12 protein-coding genes are annotated in these 13,479 nt (G+C 67.5%); 6 read left to right on the plus strand and 6 right to left on the minus strand.

What is annotated here, in order from left to right; all coding sequences use genetic code 11:
- Positions 1 to 9: 9 nt before the first annotated feature.
- Positions 10 to 1,521 (minus strand): ABC transporter substrate-binding protein, encoded by a 1,512-nt coding sequence (locus tag BGO47_RS10930; RefSeq protein WP_292711853.1) that lies wholly within the window; start codon positions 1,519 to 1,521, stop codon positions 10 to 12.
- 124 nt (positions 1,522 to 1,645) lie between these two features.
- Complete coding sequence (locus BGO47_RS10935; protein ID WP_292711855.1) at positions 1,646 to 2,593, minus strand: alpha/beta hydrolase; 948 nt, start codon at positions 2,591 to 2,593, stop codon at positions 1,646 to 1,648.
- Positions 2,594 to 2,709: 116 nt separating this feature from the next.
- Here BGO47_RS10935 and BGO47_RS10940 point away from each other — a divergent pair, with 116 nt between their 5' ends.
- On the plus strand, positions 2,710 to 3,423 hold the full coding sequence (locus tag BGO47_RS10940; RefSeq protein WP_292711857.1) for a tyrosine-protein phosphatase: 714 nt from the start codon (positions 2,710 to 2,712) through the stop codon (positions 3,421 to 3,423).
- On the opposite strand, the gene BGO47_RS10945 is transcribed toward BGO47_RS10940, so the two are convergent.
- Genes BGO47_RS10945 through BGO47_RS10960 form a run of 4 tightly spaced genes read right to left on the minus strand, consistent with a single transcriptional unit; the run spans position 3,413 to position 7,488 of the window.
- Entirely contained in the window at positions 3,413 to 3,895 is a 483-nt protein-coding gene (locus BGO47_RS10945; protein WP_292711859.1) for a Fe-S oxidoreductase, read from the minus strand. The two genes, BGO47_RS10940 and BGO47_RS10945, sit on opposite strands and share 11 nt — an antisense overlap.
- Positions 3,892 to 4,707 carry an arginase family protein gene (locus BGO47_RS10950; protein WP_292711861.1) on the minus strand — a complete coding sequence of 272 codons (816 nt, stop codon included), beginning with the start codon at positions 4,705 to 4,707 and terminating at the stop codon, positions 3,892 to 3,894. Before BGO47_RS10950 ends, BGO47_RS10945 begins: the two co-directional genes overlap by 4 nt.
- A 12-nt stretch (positions 4,708 to 4,719) precedes the next feature.
- The gene (locus BGO47_RS10955) at positions 4,720 to 5,457 is read right to left on the minus strand and encodes a PspA/IM30 family protein (RefSeq protein WP_292711863.1); all 738 of its coding nucleotides are present in this window, start codon (positions 5,455 to 5,457) and stop codon (positions 4,720 to 4,722) included.
- A gap of 45 nt (positions 5,458 to 5,502) precedes the next feature.
- On the minus strand, positions 5,503 to 7,488 hold the full coding sequence (locus BGO47_RS10960; RefSeq protein ID WP_292711865.1) for a TPM domain-containing protein: 1,986 nt from the start codon (positions 7,486 to 7,488) through the stop codon (positions 5,503 to 5,505).
- A 138-nt stretch (positions 7,489 to 7,626) separates the two neighbouring features.
- On the opposite strand from BGO47_RS10960, the gene BGO47_RS10965 reads away from it, so the two are divergent.
- The 5 genes from BGO47_RS10965 (at position 7,627) to BGO47_RS10985 (ending at position 13,454) form a co-directional block, all read left to right on the plus strand.
- Complete coding sequence (locus BGO47_RS10965; RefSeq protein WP_292711867.1) at positions 7,627 to 8,466, plus strand: DUF3097 domain-containing protein; 840 nt, start codon at positions 7,627 to 7,629, stop codon at positions 8,464 to 8,466.
- Between the two features lie 96 nt (positions 8,467 to 8,562).
- Positions 8,563 to 9,852, plus strand: a complete 1,290-nt coding sequence (locus BGO47_RS10970; RefSeq protein ID WP_292711869.1) for a hypothetical protein — start codon at positions 8,563 to 8,565, stop codon at positions 9,850 to 9,852.
- A gap of 17 nt (positions 9,853 to 9,869) precedes the next feature.
- Positions 9,870 to 10,601, plus strand: a complete 732-nt coding sequence (gene trmB / locus BGO47_RS10975) for a tRNA (guanosine(46)-N7)-methyltransferase TrmB (RefSeq protein ID WP_292711870.1) — start codon at positions 9,870 to 9,872, stop codon at positions 10,599 to 10,601.
- 47 nt (positions 10,602 to 10,648) lie between these two features.
- Complete coding sequence (locus BGO47_RS10980) at positions 10,649 to 11,512, plus strand: CPBP family intramembrane glutamic endopeptidase (RefSeq protein WP_292712151.1); 864 nt, start codon at positions 10,649 to 10,651, stop codon at positions 11,510 to 11,512.
- Positions 11,513 to 11,579: 67 nt separating this feature from the next.
- Positions 11,580 to 13,454 (plus strand): alkyl sulfatase dimerization domain-containing protein, encoded by a 1,875-nt coding sequence (locus BGO47_RS10985; protein ID WP_292711872.1) that lies wholly within the window; start codon positions 11,580 to 11,582, stop codon positions 13,452 to 13,454.
- The last annotated feature ends 25 nt before the right edge of the window (positions 13,455 to 13,479 follow it).

Consider the following 13,479-nt stretch of genomic DNA (forward strand, 5'->3'; position numbering starts at 1 on the left):
GAGCCCGCCTCAGCCCGCGATCTTGGCGAGGTCGGCGAGGTTGAGCCGTTCGTTGACGTTGATGGATGGCATCCCGCTGATTCCCGTGCCTACAGCGACGACGGAGGCGCCGCTGTAGAGCCAATCGGCGGCGGCGTCTTCGGACACGATCCGGGCAGCCTCGGCCAGCAGAGCAGCGGCCTCTGCTTCGTCCGTCGCGGCCAGGGACTGCTGGTACAGCTCTTGCACCTCGGGGTTGTCGTACGTGAAGTAGTAGTCCGGGTTCGCCCAGTTCTCGAAGTCGCGGGCTTCGGTGTGCAGCACGAAGCTCAGGTCGTAGTCCTGGTTGACGTAGACGTCGTTGATCCAGGTGGGGAAGTCGACGCTGTTCACCGTGAGGGTGATGCCCACCTCGTTGAGGTCGGAGACAAGGATCTGGGGGATTGTGGTCGGGTAGAACGACGGGATCGTGAGGGTGAGATCGAGGTCTTCCGCTCCGGCGTCGGCGAGCAGCTGGCGTGCGGCATCCGGGTCGTAGGGGGCCACGTCGGAGAGATCCTCGTAGCCGGGGTCGAGCTCGGGGATCGGGCCGGACAGCGTCTGGCCGGCTCCCAGCGCCGCGACGAAGGCGTCGTGGTCGATCGCTTGGCGGATCGCCTGGCGCACGCGCTGATCGGCCAGCGGGCTACCGGCAGACTGGTTCATTGCGAGCGTTCCCTTGTCGGTCGACTGCCCGAGGACAACCTCGAACCCGCCGTCCGCTTCAACCTGATCGGTGAAGTTCGCGTCGAACCCGGTGACGACATCGACCTCGCCGGCCAGCGCCGCGTTCAGGGCGGCCTGCGTCTCCGGAATGTAGTCGAAGACCACTTCCGCGGACGCTGCGGGCTCACCCCAGTAGGCGTCGTTGCGGACGAACGTGATCGAGTCGCCCTGACGCCAGGAGTCGAGCAGGAACGGGCCGGTGCCGTTGGCTGCCGTGGCGTAGTCGACCGTGTCGCCCTCTTTGAGGATCAGTCCGGCGCGACCGGTCAGGTTCCACAGCAGGCTCGAATCGGGTTCGGAGAGGGTGAGCGTGATGTCCTGCCCCTCGGCTGTGATCGATGCGATGTTCGCGAGCCGAGCGGAGTCCGCCCATTCCGGGGTGTCGCGCCTGGTCGTCAGCGACCACACGACATCCTGCGGGGTCAGCTCCTGGCCATCACCGAAGGTCACTCCCTCGCGCAGGGTGAAGGTGTACGTCAGCCCATCTGGCGACACGTCGTACTCTTCGGCGAGTACGGGGACGATGTCTTGCTCCGGGGTGCGGCCGACGAGCCCCTGGTAGACGTTGTCGATGAGGATCTGGTCGAGGGCGGCGCCCGCGGTCTGTCGGATGTCGAGGTTGCCCGGCTCCAGCACGAGACGGATCGCGACCGACGCGTCAGGGTCGGGGGCCCCCGAAGCCGGTGATGCGGGGTCACTGCTTCCGGTGCAGGCTGTCAGAACGAGGGCGCTCGCGGCGAGCAAGGCCGACGCGGCCAGAGCGGTGCGGCGGAACATGGGAGTCCTTTCCGGGGGGCATCCGCGGCGAAGCTGGTGGGCACGCGGAGCACGAAGGGGATCTGCGGTAGACAACTCTAGGGTCCGGTTGCGGCGTTCCCCTCATCGAGCCGCGAACGTGACGTCATCGTTGTTCGACGCTACGCAGTTCGGTGATGGTCTGAGCCAGTGCTGTCGGTGCTTCCTCGTGGACGTTGTGGCCGGTCGGAAGGGCGACGACAACGGCGTCGGGCCGGCGCCTGCTGAACTCCGCCGCATCTTCGGTCGTCACGAAGCCTTGCTCCCCGCGGATCAGCGACAGCGGTGCTGTCACGGCGGCGATGTCGTTCCATCCCGTCGCCGACAGGATCTCGGAAAGCGCGTCCTGCTGCGCGTCGAGCTGGGCGGCAAGCTCGGGCGCTGCCGCGAGAGCCGAGGCCAGGTGAGCGAAGTGGTGTTTCCATTCGACGCGTCCGTCTTCGCGGACTCGCGAGTTCAGGTATACGCCGCGTTCCGCCTTTTCTCGGGTGCCGCCTCCGAGGCCGAAGGCCAGCGCGCGATCGACCAACTCGTCGCGGCTTGGCCAGTCGGTCGGTCCCGCGAAGAACGCTCTGATCTGCGCTGCACCGGCGTTCGGATCGATGCCGGGGGTGATGTCGATGATGATCAGTTGCGTCACGAGCTCGGGAACGGATGCCGCCAGTGCGGCGCCCGTCAGTCCTCCCAGCGAGTGTCCGATGACAAGCTGCGGCGTCGAGGTCCATGCCCGGATACCCGTTGCCACATCGGGTGCCAGACTCGCCGCGGTATAGGCGGCGTCGGATCGCCAGGACGAGTCGCCGTGCCCAGGAAGGTCGATCGCGAGGGCGGGCAGGCCCAGCGCCAGGATCGTCGAGTCCCACGTATGTGCGTTCAGCCCCGCGCCGTGGATGAAGGTGGCAACCGGCGGTGTGTCCCCGAAGCGCAGGGCGCTCAGGGTGCGTCCATCGTCGAGGATGAGCGACACGCGCTCGACCGGTGGGAGGTCTCCGGCCACTCCGACGCTGCGGGCGTCTGTGGAAAGGAATCGGAACTCATCGTCAGGCGTGGTCATCGCTGTCCGTCCGTGGTCGCAAGGGAGTGACCAAACCATTGTGGCCCCGCTCTCGCAACCTCGACGACCACCAGCGCACAGGCAGGCATCATGCGACCCCGATAGGGTCGAAGGCCGTGAGCACACTCGACATCTCCGGGGCGATCAACTTCCGGGACACCGGCGGTCTTTCCGCTGGCGCAGGTCGGACCCGTGAGGGCGTGCTCTACCGGTCGGGAAATCTCGCGCGATTGGACGAGGACGGCATCCGTGCCTTCTCGGGGCTCGGAATCCGTCGCGTCATCGACCTTCGCGACGACGCCGAAGTCGCCGGCGCGCCCAGCCGATTCGATGACCGTGAGCTCGTGGTGCAGCGGGTTCCGCTGTTCCTGGGCTCGGTAGCCTCGTTCTTCGTCGAGGACGTTCCGCTCACGGAGATGTATCGCCGGCTCGTCGATGACTCAGCGGGGCGTGTGGTCGACGTCGTGCGAGGAGTGCTGGCCGATCAGCCGGTCCTGGTGCACTGCACGGTCGGCAAAGATCGCACGGGTGTCACCGTGGCAATCACGCTGGCCGCCGCGGGAGTCGACAGGGATGCCGTCATCGCCGACTATGCGCGCACGGAGGCTCTCCTGCCGCAATCGCGCAACCGCGACGTCGTGGCTCGCATCCGCCAGTTCCACCCGGATTCGGTCAACCTCGAGGAACTGGCCACGAAGTCTCCCGCCGCGGCGATCGCGGGGCTTCTGGAGAGCCTGGATGAGACCTACGGGTCGCCGCGAGACTACCTGCGCGCCCACGGCATGAGCGATGACGAACTCGTCGCTCTGGACGAGGTGCTCATCGACTGACTGCTCTCTTCGGTCGCTGGCGCGGGATGTAGTTCCCGTCCGCGAGGCCCGCCTCGATCTCGAAGCGGTTGCCTAGCGGGTTGCGGCCCGAGAGCTGGTAGAGCAGCGGCATCAGCATCCCGTAGCGGCGCCACTGCCGCGCGTGGACGAGCTCGTGCCGCAGCACGCGCGGGCCGTCATTGGTTGCCGTGAGGTAGCAGGCGCCGACGCACACGCCGCCGCGGGGGAACGTCCACGAGGGCATGCCGGAAAAGACATACAACACCGTGCTGTCGGCGCCCCGGTGGACTCGCACCCTGCCTGTGCTCCAGAGGAAGCCCCAGACAAAGCCGATGGCGGTTCCGATGACGGAGCCTGCCCGCGAAACCGGGGAGTCCAGCAGCGGGAGCCAGCGATCCAGCAGCTGACCTCGCGCGACGGCCCGCTCCGCGGCAGCCTCCCACCCCGGTGGGGGCGTCGGAATCGGGGTCACGCCAGCGCCCCGAGAAGGCGCAGGATCGTCGGCATGTCTTCAATCGCGGTGTCCGCAGACGCGGGAGAGAAGCCGGCGATCGTCGCCCCGACGATCGGGAAGCGATCACGTACCGCTCGGACTGCTGCGATGACCTCGCCGGCATCCGGACCGAACGGCACGGGTGAGGACACTCCCGTAACGACGGAGGGATCGAAGACGTCGATGTCGATGTGGACGTATGCCCGTGCAGCGCCGGTCGCTGCCACCGCGGCGACGAGCGTCTCGGGATCGGCCAGGTCCCGAGGCAGCACCCGGCGGATGCTGTGCTGATCGACGTACTGCTGTTCGGCGTCGTCGAGTTCTCGGGTGCCGGCCAGCACGACCCGGTCAGGGGTCAGGATGCCGTGGGGAAGGCGGAGTCGATCGGCTCCGCCTCCGAGAGCGGCGCGCAGCACCATGCCGCAGAACGCTCCGCTGGGCGAGGACTCCGGGGTGTTCAGGTCGGCGTGGGCATCGAACCAGACAACCGCGACGTCGGGAGCCGCGACTGCCTCCAGCGCGCCGAGGGTCACCCCGCAATCCCCGCCGATCACGACCACCGGCTCGGACAGGCTCGCCACGGCATCCCGGACGAGATCGCGGATGCGCACGAGTGAGCTGGCCCGACGGATGCCGGTCTCGAGGCTCTCACCGGCTTCGACCGGCACCTCCAAACGGGTGCAGGCCGAAGCCGGGAGGTCGCCCGCGATGGCTTCGGCGCCGTCGATCAGCTGCATTGCGCGAGCCGACCCGGAGCCTTGCCACTGCGGGGCGATGACGAAGTGAGCCATCGGCTGGTTCGGTCAGCCCTCGATGGCGGGCTTGGGGGCACCGCCGGACTTGAGTGCGGCGAGGCGAGCTTCGACCTCCGTGAGCTCACCGAGATCGTCGAGGCTCTCGAACTGGGCGTCCAGGCTCGAGGCGGCGAGCTCCGTCTTGCCCTGCGCGATGGCCTCCTGGCGGCGAACCTTCTCTTCGAAGCGGCCGAGTTCGCTGGTCGGGTCGAGAACATCGATCGACTTGACGGCATCCACGACCTTCGTCTGGGCCTCGGCGGTCTTCTGACGCGCGACCAGCTCGGCCGACTTGGCCTTGAGCTGCTCGAGCTTCTGCTTCATGCCGTTGAGGCCGTCCTTGAGTTTGTTCACGACCTCGGTCTGCGAGGCGATCTGCGGGGCCGCAGCCTTCGCGGAGTTCTCGGCCGCGATCTGGCGCTGTAGGGCGACCTTGGCCAGGTTGTCGAACTTGTCGGCATCCACCGGGTCGCCCGCCGCACGGAACTCGTCGGCCTTGCGGCTGGCGGCAAGCGCCTTGTTTCCCCAGTCGGATGCCGACTGGAGGTCTTCCTGGTGGTCGCGCTCGAGCAGGCGCAGATTGCCGATCGTCTCGGCGATGGCAGCCTCGGCGTCTGCGATGTTGTTCGTGTAGTCGCGCACGAGCTGGTCGAGCATCTTCTGCGGGTCCTCGGCCTGGTCGAGCATCGCGTTGATGTTCGCCTTCATGAGGGTTGAAATGCGTCCGAAGATTGACTGCTTTGCCATCGGTATGTCCTTCCGTCTGGGTGTGTGAGTGGTGGTCGATCGTGCCTAGAAACGGCCCCCGCCGCGGCGTCCGCGAGAGCCTCCGCCGCCGCGTGACCCGCCGCCGAATCCGCCGCTGCGTGATCCGCCGCCGAATCCGCCGCCGCGTGACCCGCCGCCGAATCCGCCGCCCCTACCGCCTCCGCCGCCGGAGAGGATCGAATTGAGCACGATGCCGCCGAGAACTGCGCCCATCATGCCGTTCGATCCGCCACCGCGGGAGCCGCCATAGCCGCTGACATCGAAGGCACCCACGTCGCGCTGGGCGGCCCGAATCGCCTCAGACGCGAGCTGTTCCGCGCGCTGTGCGTGAGGGAGGGCTTGCGCGGGGTCGGAAACCTGGATCTGCTGCGCGGTGGCGAGGCTTGCGCGGGCCTCGGCCAGTCGCGTCCGGGCCTCGGCGCCGACGGCGCCGCGCCGAGCGGCGATGAAGTCGTCGGCAGCGGAGATCTGAGAGCTCGCCTGCATCGAGATCTGCGCGAGCGCCTGCTGGGCTCGCTGCGCTCGCGCCTGCGCGTCCCGCGCTGTTTGCAGGACCTCGTCGATCTGCCGGTCCGCCTCCTGGAGCGCGTGCAGCGCGGCAAGCGGACGCTGCTGTGGGGCATCCAGGAGAGCTCGGGCCGCTGCGACCTGTTGCGTCGTGCTCGCCGCGACACCAGCCAGGCGCCCATCGAGATCGGGAAGTGCGCGCGCGGCTGCGATGTCGGCTTCGATCCCGGCCATGACGCTCTGCGCGTTCGCTGCCGCCTGCCGCAGGTCGTGTGCCAGTGTGTCGATCGCGCGCTCCAGCTGCAGTGCTTGGGCTACAGCATCCTCGGCGCCGCGGATCGCGACCGCGGCCTCGGCTGTCTTGCCGGCAGCGAGGTCCTGCCGGGCCCGGGAAAGCGCAGCATCAGCGAAGGCTAGGCGTTCCCGCGCCTGGTCGGGGTTGTCGGCGACAGTCGCAAGGGCATCCGGGTGAAACGCTGCTTCAAGGTCAGAGAGTGCGCGTTCGGCGCCGGCTATGCCAGCTGAGGCTTCTTCACGGTCCGCGGCAACGCGATCGAGCGCCTGGGGCGCGGTGCGCTCCAGCTCGCGCAGGGCCTCGAACTCCGCGGCTTTCTCGTCGAGCGCCGTGTTCGCCTTCCCGCACAGGTCGAGTATCGCGAGGTTCCACTCGCGGATCTGAGCCTCAGTATCGGGCTCGGCATCGTCGAGGCGCTGCTGCAGCGAGAACGCCTCCATGAGGCTCGCTCGGGCCGCGGCAAGGGTCTTCTCGAACTCGGCAGCCGCCGCGTCGCCGAACTGCGCGCGAGCGAACCCCAGTTCCTGCGTGCTCGTGGTGATCGCATCGTCCGTTGCTACCAGCGCCGATGCGGCGCGCCGGGCGAGCTCATCGAGACTCACCGCCTGCGGATCGGCTTGCCGCTTTCGACGCGAACGAATGACGATCCAGATGACCAGGCCAGCGAGGGCGCCGACCACCACGACGAGCAGCACGACCGTGAAGAACCCGCCGCCCCCAGCTCCGCCGGCCAGGGCTTCCTCAAACCCAGCGGCCGCGGTTGTGATCGCACCGAGGTAGTCGCCGGCGCTCAGATAGGGCTTGATCTCGTCCTCGATGGCCAGCAGTTGATCTTCGCTCAGCGGGCCGGAGGAATCGGCCGAGGTGTAGAACTGGCGCGACTCGGTGGCCACCGCAAGCAGGTACTGGCTGGGTCCGAGCCCGTTGTCTTCCGCTACCGCGTCTGCCCACTCCTGGCTGTTCGACGGGTTGGTGAAGTCGTCGACGAACACGGCGTAGAGATCGATTCCGGTCGACTCGTACAGCTCGGCGAGGGTGGCGTTGGCGGCCGCCTCATCGGCAGCGCTGAGCGCATCGACCTCGTCGAGGACGTACGAGGCGTCGAGTGTAACCGGATCGGTGGCGCTTGCCGGCGCCGCAATGATCGAGAGCAATGCCACTGTCGTCACCGCGCTCAGGACGGCCCCGAATGACCATCGAGTCGGCATCGATTCCCCTCCCGGCGTGCGAAGCCCGCACTCTTCGATCCTATTGATGGGGCAAGGCCCCGGGGAAGCACTCCGCGAGGCACACCGGATCCTCACAGCGTGCGTCGTAGGGTGAGTCCCCGAAAGGCAGGTGCGGTGGTGGATGATCGCTACGGAACTGACGTGCTCGCAAGCGGTTGGCGCGGACATGGCCGCTCCGAGAGTGCACGCGTGCCGGCAGAGCGGGGCCTTGTCATCGAGGTGCAGGCCGACGGATTCTGCGGCGCTGTGACACAGGCTGACGCGGCAACAGTCGAACTCGAAGACCGCTTCGGTGCACGACGCCGCTTCCCGCTCGGACCCGGATTCCTGCTGGATGGTTCGCACGTCGTCCTCGTCGCGCACCGGCCGGTCGCCGCGCAGCAGCCGAAGCGCACGGCATCCGGCTCGTTCGCGGCTCCCGAACAGCGGGCGCGCGTTGCGCGAGCAAGCCGCATCCTCGTCGAGGGGCGCCACGACGCCGAGCTCGTGGAGAAAGTCTGGGGAGATGATCTGCGTGCCGAGGGCGTTGTCGTCGAGTACCTCGAAGGGATCGACCGCCTCGCCGCCATGCTCGATGATGAGCCTCCGTCAGCGAGCCGCCGGTACGGCATCCTCGTCGACCACCTGGTCACCGGATCGAAAGAGGCCCGCATCGCCGCGGAGATCATGCGCGGCAGGCACGGGCAGAACCTCCTGATCGTCGGTCACCCCGAGATCGATGTGTGGCAGTGCGTGCGCCCCGCTGCCCTCGGGCTTCGCGCGTGGCCGACCGTGCCGCGCGGGGTCGACATCAAGGTCGGAACGTGCCGCGCCCTGGGCTGGCCGAGCGACACCCCCGCGGACCTCGCGCGTGCCTGGCGGCGGATACTGGGCGCGGTCGGCAGCTACCGCGACCTGGAACCATCGCTGCTCGGTCGCGTCGAGGAGCTGATCGACTACGTGACTGCCTCGGACTGAGGGAGTCGCGCTGACGGCCGAATTGGTCCTGCCGAAGAGACTGGCATACTAGACAGAGGCGTTCTCGCCTCCTTTTGTGTGCGCGGAAGGTCAGCAGTGGTTCCCACCTCTCGACAGGATGTCGCGCTCTCCCCTCGGAGAGCCCCCTCCTCCCGGGGATGGCGAGGTCTTCCTCGCGCTCTGAGCGAATGGCTCTCAGACCTCACCTCGGAGCGCGTCGGCGTTGAACCGATCGCATCCGGGACGCTGACCAAGGTCGTCGGGATCTGGGCGATAGGTCGCGCCGTCAACCTCGGGCTGCTGTGGATGTTCTTCGAGATCTCGCGTCTCGCTGACCTCGGTTTCGGCCCGTTCGGCATCCATGTGCGCACCTTCCTCACCTTTCTCACGGGGTGGGATGCTGACCACTACCTCAACATCGCCCGGACCGGTTATCCGATCCGGCTCCCGATGGAGGAGGGCATCGTTCAGCCCAACGACTGGGCGTTCCTGCCGGTTCTGCCATTCCTCGAGCGGGTGGGCCATGACCTGACCGGCGTGAACGAGGGAATCATCGGGATCATCGTCAGCATCGCGGCAAGCCTCGGCGCTACCCTCGTGCTCTTCCTCTTGCTGCGGCGCGTGACGACTCCGCAGGCATCCTGGTGGGGCATCGTCCTGTTCACCTTCGCGCCTCTGTCGTTCGTCTACGTGCTCGCGTACGCCGAGTCGCTGTTCCTCCTGCTCGTTTTCACGGCCCTCCTCCTCGCGATAAAGCGCCAGTACCTCCTCATCCTGCCGGTGGGTGTGCTCGCGGCCTACACCCGACCCGGCGTCCTCGCTCTCGCGCTGGGCCTCGGAATCGTGTTCCTCGTGCGGTGGCTGCAACACCGCACCGACCCGTTCCCCTGGACCCAGCGACTCAGCCTTGCCGCCAGCGGGATCGCGATCGCGGCGGCGGGCCTCTCGTGGACCTACATCGCCGATGCCGTCACCGGCATCCCGCACGCCTACGTCCGTACCGAGACCGCCTGGTGGATTCCACTCGTCGGCACTGGCGACTTCGTGCCCATGACACCCTGGTTCCGGTTCTTCGGCACGTACTTGAACGTGTTCGGCATCCTTCTGGTGCTGGCGATCATGGCGGCATTCGCGTGGTGGATCTTCTCCAAGCCCACGCGCAAGCTGGGTCTGGTGATCGTGGCGTACGCGGCAAGCTACGGCCTGTACCTCTTCGGTGTCTTCCTGCCCCAGCAGTCGACCTTCCGCCTCATGATGCCGCTCTCGCCCCTGCTCGGCGATGAACGCTTCTCGTCGACGCAGCATCGCAGGCAGTGGCTTCTGCTGGGCTGCCTCGGACTGCAGGTGGCGGCGGTCTTCCTGCTGTGGACCATCGGGTATCCGTGACCGGTCGCGCCCCCGCGATGACATCTTCCGGCGAAGCCCCGACGGGTTATCGTCAGCACCCCGTCTCGTTCGTCCGCCGCAGCGGCCGGATGTCGGAGGCGCAACAGCGGGCCTGGAACGAGGTCAGTCCCCGCATGCTCATCCCCGTCGAGCGGGATGCCGCCTCCACGAGCATCCGAGCGGACTCGACCATCGACCCGGCGGCGGTGTGGGGACGGACGGCGCCCCTGATCGTCGAGATCGGATCGGGCCAGGGGCACGCGATCGTGCATGCTGCAACCGGCCAGCCAGGCGCGCACTTCCTCGCAGTCGAGGTCTTTCGGGCGGGGCTTGCGCGCACGATGCTCGACGCCGACCGGGCGAACCTGGACAACCTCCGACTCGTGGAGGGCAACGCTCCCGAGGTTCTCGAGCATCTCTTGCCCTCGGCATCCGTCGATGAGCTGTGGATCTTCTTCCCCGACCCCTGGCACAAGAAGAAGCACGCCAAGAGGCGGCTTGTGACGGCCGAGTTCGCGGCGCTCGCGGCATCCGTTCTGCGGCCGAGCGGTGTGCTTCGACTTGCCACGGACTGGCAGGACTACGCCGACCAGATGGTGTCGGTATTGGATGCTGCGCCGGGGTTCACTCGCGCCTTCGACGGCGACTGGGCACCTCGCTTCGACGGTCGCGTGCTCACGGCCTTTGAACGCAAAGGCACCCGCGCCGGGCGCGAGATCCGCGACCTCACCTACCGGCGGTCTGCGTGAGCAGCCACGCGGATGCCGCGCACGGCGCTCCGCACCGGCTTCCTGCGATCTCGTGGCGCGTCCTGCCGGCCCTGCTGGTCGTGCTGGCAGCTCCCGCGTTCTTCGTCGCCCTGTTGCCCTGGCTCGGGTGGATGCTCCTGGCGGCGGGTCTGATCGCAGCCGTGCTGGTGGAGAGATTTGCGCCCGTCCCTGCCCGCCCGATCGTGCGGGCAGGGACGCGGCCGGACACAGCCCGCGTCGTCTCTCGCGACCCCTCGATCGTGCGCGATCTCTCACTCATCGCCATCGGGATGCTGATCGTCAGCGCCATCCCGCTCAAGGCCGAGCTCGACAACCTCGCCATCCTTCGGTTCGGGGTGGCGCTCGGGGGAGCGGTGGCAGTCCCTTACCTGATCTCGCGCTTGGTCTATCGGGACCGGGCGATCGGATTCCCGTGGCGGGGCGGCGGGCGCTGGACGTGGTTTCAGTGGGCCTGGCTTGTGGGTGTGCTCGTGCTCGGGTGGCTCATCCTGCCGTTCTACTTCATCACTTCCGGCGTGTACCTGAACTGGCCGGTGGTTGACACTCCCGACCTCATCGCCCGGCTGTTCGTCGGGGTGGGCGCCGTGGGCATCTGGGACGAACTCTTCTTCATCTGCACGGTGTTCGTCCTGCTGCTTCGGCACATGCATCCGATCACCGCGAACCTGCTGCAGGCTGTCGTGTTCGTCTCGTTCCTGTGGGAACTCGGCTACCAGGCGTGGGGTCCATTCCTGACGATCCCGTTCGCGCTCCTGCAGGGCTACATCTTCCTCGTCACCCGCTCGCTCGCGTACGTCGTCACCGTGCATCTGCTTTTCGACGCGGTGGTCTTCGCCGTGCTGGTCCACGCGCACAATCCGGGCCTGTTCGATGGGTTGTTTCTCATCTGATCTACCCCCAGGAGGACTGGGCCCTTTAGCCCTTGCGCGCCGACGGAGCTTCAGTCACGCTGATGCCATGAGTGAATCTCTCGACCCGGCTCCGGCCATTGTCGACGCCCACGCCCTCGCCCTGAACACGCTTCCGTTTCACGACGATCGCGATCTCGTCGCCGCCGAGCGCGGCTTCCTCGGCACTCTGGATCCCCTCGTGATCACGGATGCCGCAGGCGACGTCGTCTGGGACGGCGAGAGCTACAACTTCCTCGAGGGCGAGCCCCCGGCATCCGTGCACCCGAGTCTGTGGCGTCAGTCGAAGTTGGCCGCGCGGCACGGTCTGTTCGAGGTCGTTCCGGGGATCTATCAGGTGCGGGGCTTCGACCTGTCGAACATCACGTTCGTCGAGGGGGATACCGGGGTCATCGTCGTCGATCCGCTCATCTCCAGCGAGACCGCCGCCGCCGCACTCGCTCTCTACCGCGAACACCGAGGCGAGCGACCGGTCGTCGCGGTGATCTACACGCACAGCCACGCCGACCACTTCGGCGGGGTCTTCGGTGTGACATCCCAGGAAGAGGTGGACGCGGGCGCCGTGCAGATCATCGCACCCGAGGGATTCGTGGCCCACGCGGTCGCAGAGAATGTCTACGCCGGCACCGCGATGGGCCGTCGCGCCGGGTACATGTACGGCGCAGCGCTCCCGCGAGGGCCGCGCGGACAGGTCGGGACGGGCCTCGGTCAGACCACCTCGACGGGGTCCGTCGGCCTCATCGTGCCCACCCTCGACATCCGCGAAACCGGCGAGCGGCACACGATCGACGGGGTGGAGATCGAGTTCCAGATGGCACCGGGTACCGAGGCGCCAGCCGAGATGCATTTCTACTTCCCGTCCTTCCGCGCGCTGTGCATGGCCGAGAACGCGACCCACAACCTGCACAACATCCTGACCCTCCGCGGCGCGCTCGTGCGCGATCCGCACGTGTGGTCGCAGTACCTGACCGAAGCCGTCGAACGGTGGGGTGAGGCATCCGACGTCGTCTTCGCCTCCCACCACTGGCCGACGTGGGGACGTGACGAGATCGTGGAGTTCCTCTCGACCCAGCGTGACCTCTACGCCTACCTCCACGACCAAACGCTACGGATGCTCAACCAGGGCATGACCGGAGCCGAGATCGCCGAGGTGATCCAGCTTCCGCCGGCGCTCGAGAACGCCTGGAATGCCCGCGGGTACTACGGCTCGGTCAGTCACAACGTCAAGGCGATCTACCAGCGCTACATGGGCTGGTTCGACGGAAACCCGGCGCGCCTGTGGCCGCACCCTCCGGCGGCTCTGGCGGAGCGCTACGTTTCGGTGCTGGGCGGAATCGACCGCGTCATCGAGCTCGCTCAGGCGGCGTACGACGAGGGCGACTTCCGGTGGGCGGCGACCCTTCTCGATCACGCGACCTTCGTGGATGCCGAGCACGGCGGCGTGCGCGAACTCTATGCCGCGACGTTGCGCCAGCTTGGCTACGGGTCCGAGAACGGTACCTGGCGCAACTTCTTCCTGTCGGGGGCCACCGAGTTGGCGTCGGGGAGCTTCGGCACCCCGACAAGTCCGAACGCGCCGTCGATCGTCGCGCAGCTCTCACCCGAGCAGCTGCTGGACTCCCTCGCGATCTCTGTGAACGGGCCGGCCGCGTGGGACCTGGATCTGACGCTGGATCTCGTCTTCACCGACCTGGATGTCACCTACCGGGTGACGCTTCGCAACGGGGTGCTCGTGTACGTCGTGCGCTCGGAGCCTGCCGACGCCCCGCTGGTGCTGCGGATGCCGAAGCTGCGACTGCTCGCCCTCCTCGGCGGAGACCGCACCAGCCCGGGTGTCGACACAGAAGGGGACATGCGGGTGTTCGAGCAACTCGCCGCCGTGCTCGAACCCGGAGATCCGAACTTCGAGATCGTCCTCCCCTGACCGCAGGGAGCTGCTGGCCGGCATC

Origin of the sequence: Microbacterium sp. 67-17, assembly GCF_001898325.1 — a bacterium.
Lineage (GTDB): Bacteria > Actinomycetota > Actinomycetes > Actinomycetales > Microbacteriaceae > Microbacterium > Microbacterium schleiferi.

Excerpts from the sequence above, each read along its gene's own strand:
- BGO47_RS10930 (WP_292711853.1), bottom strand. The coding sequence starts at position 1,521 with ATGTTCCGCCGCACCGCTCTGGCCGCGTCGGCCTTGCTCGCCGCGAGC.
- BGO47_RS10950 (WP_292711861.1), bottom strand. The coding sequence starts at position 4,707 with ATGGCTCACTTCGTCATCGCCCCGCAGTGGCAAGGCTCCGGGTCGGCT.
- trmB (WP_292711870.1), top strand. The coding sequence starts at position 9,870 with ATGACATCTTCCGGCGAAGCCCCGACGGGTTATCGTCAGCACCCCGTC.
- BGO47_RS10960 (WP_292711865.1), bottom strand. The coding sequence starts at position 7,488 with ATGCCGACTCGATGGTCATTCGGGGCCGTCCTGAGCGCGGTGACGACA.
- BGO47_RS10935 (WP_292711855.1), bottom strand. The coding sequence starts at position 2,593 with ATGACCACGCCTGACGATGAGTTCCGATTCCTTTCCACAGACGCCCGC.
- BGO47_RS10985 (WP_292711872.1), top strand. The coding sequence starts at position 11,580 with ATGAGTGAATCTCTCGACCCGGCTCCGGCCATTGTCGACGCCCACGCC.
- BGO47_RS10955 (WP_292711863.1), bottom strand. The coding sequence starts at position 5,457 with ATGGCAAAGCAGTCAATCTTCGGACGCATTTCAACCCTCATGAAGGCG.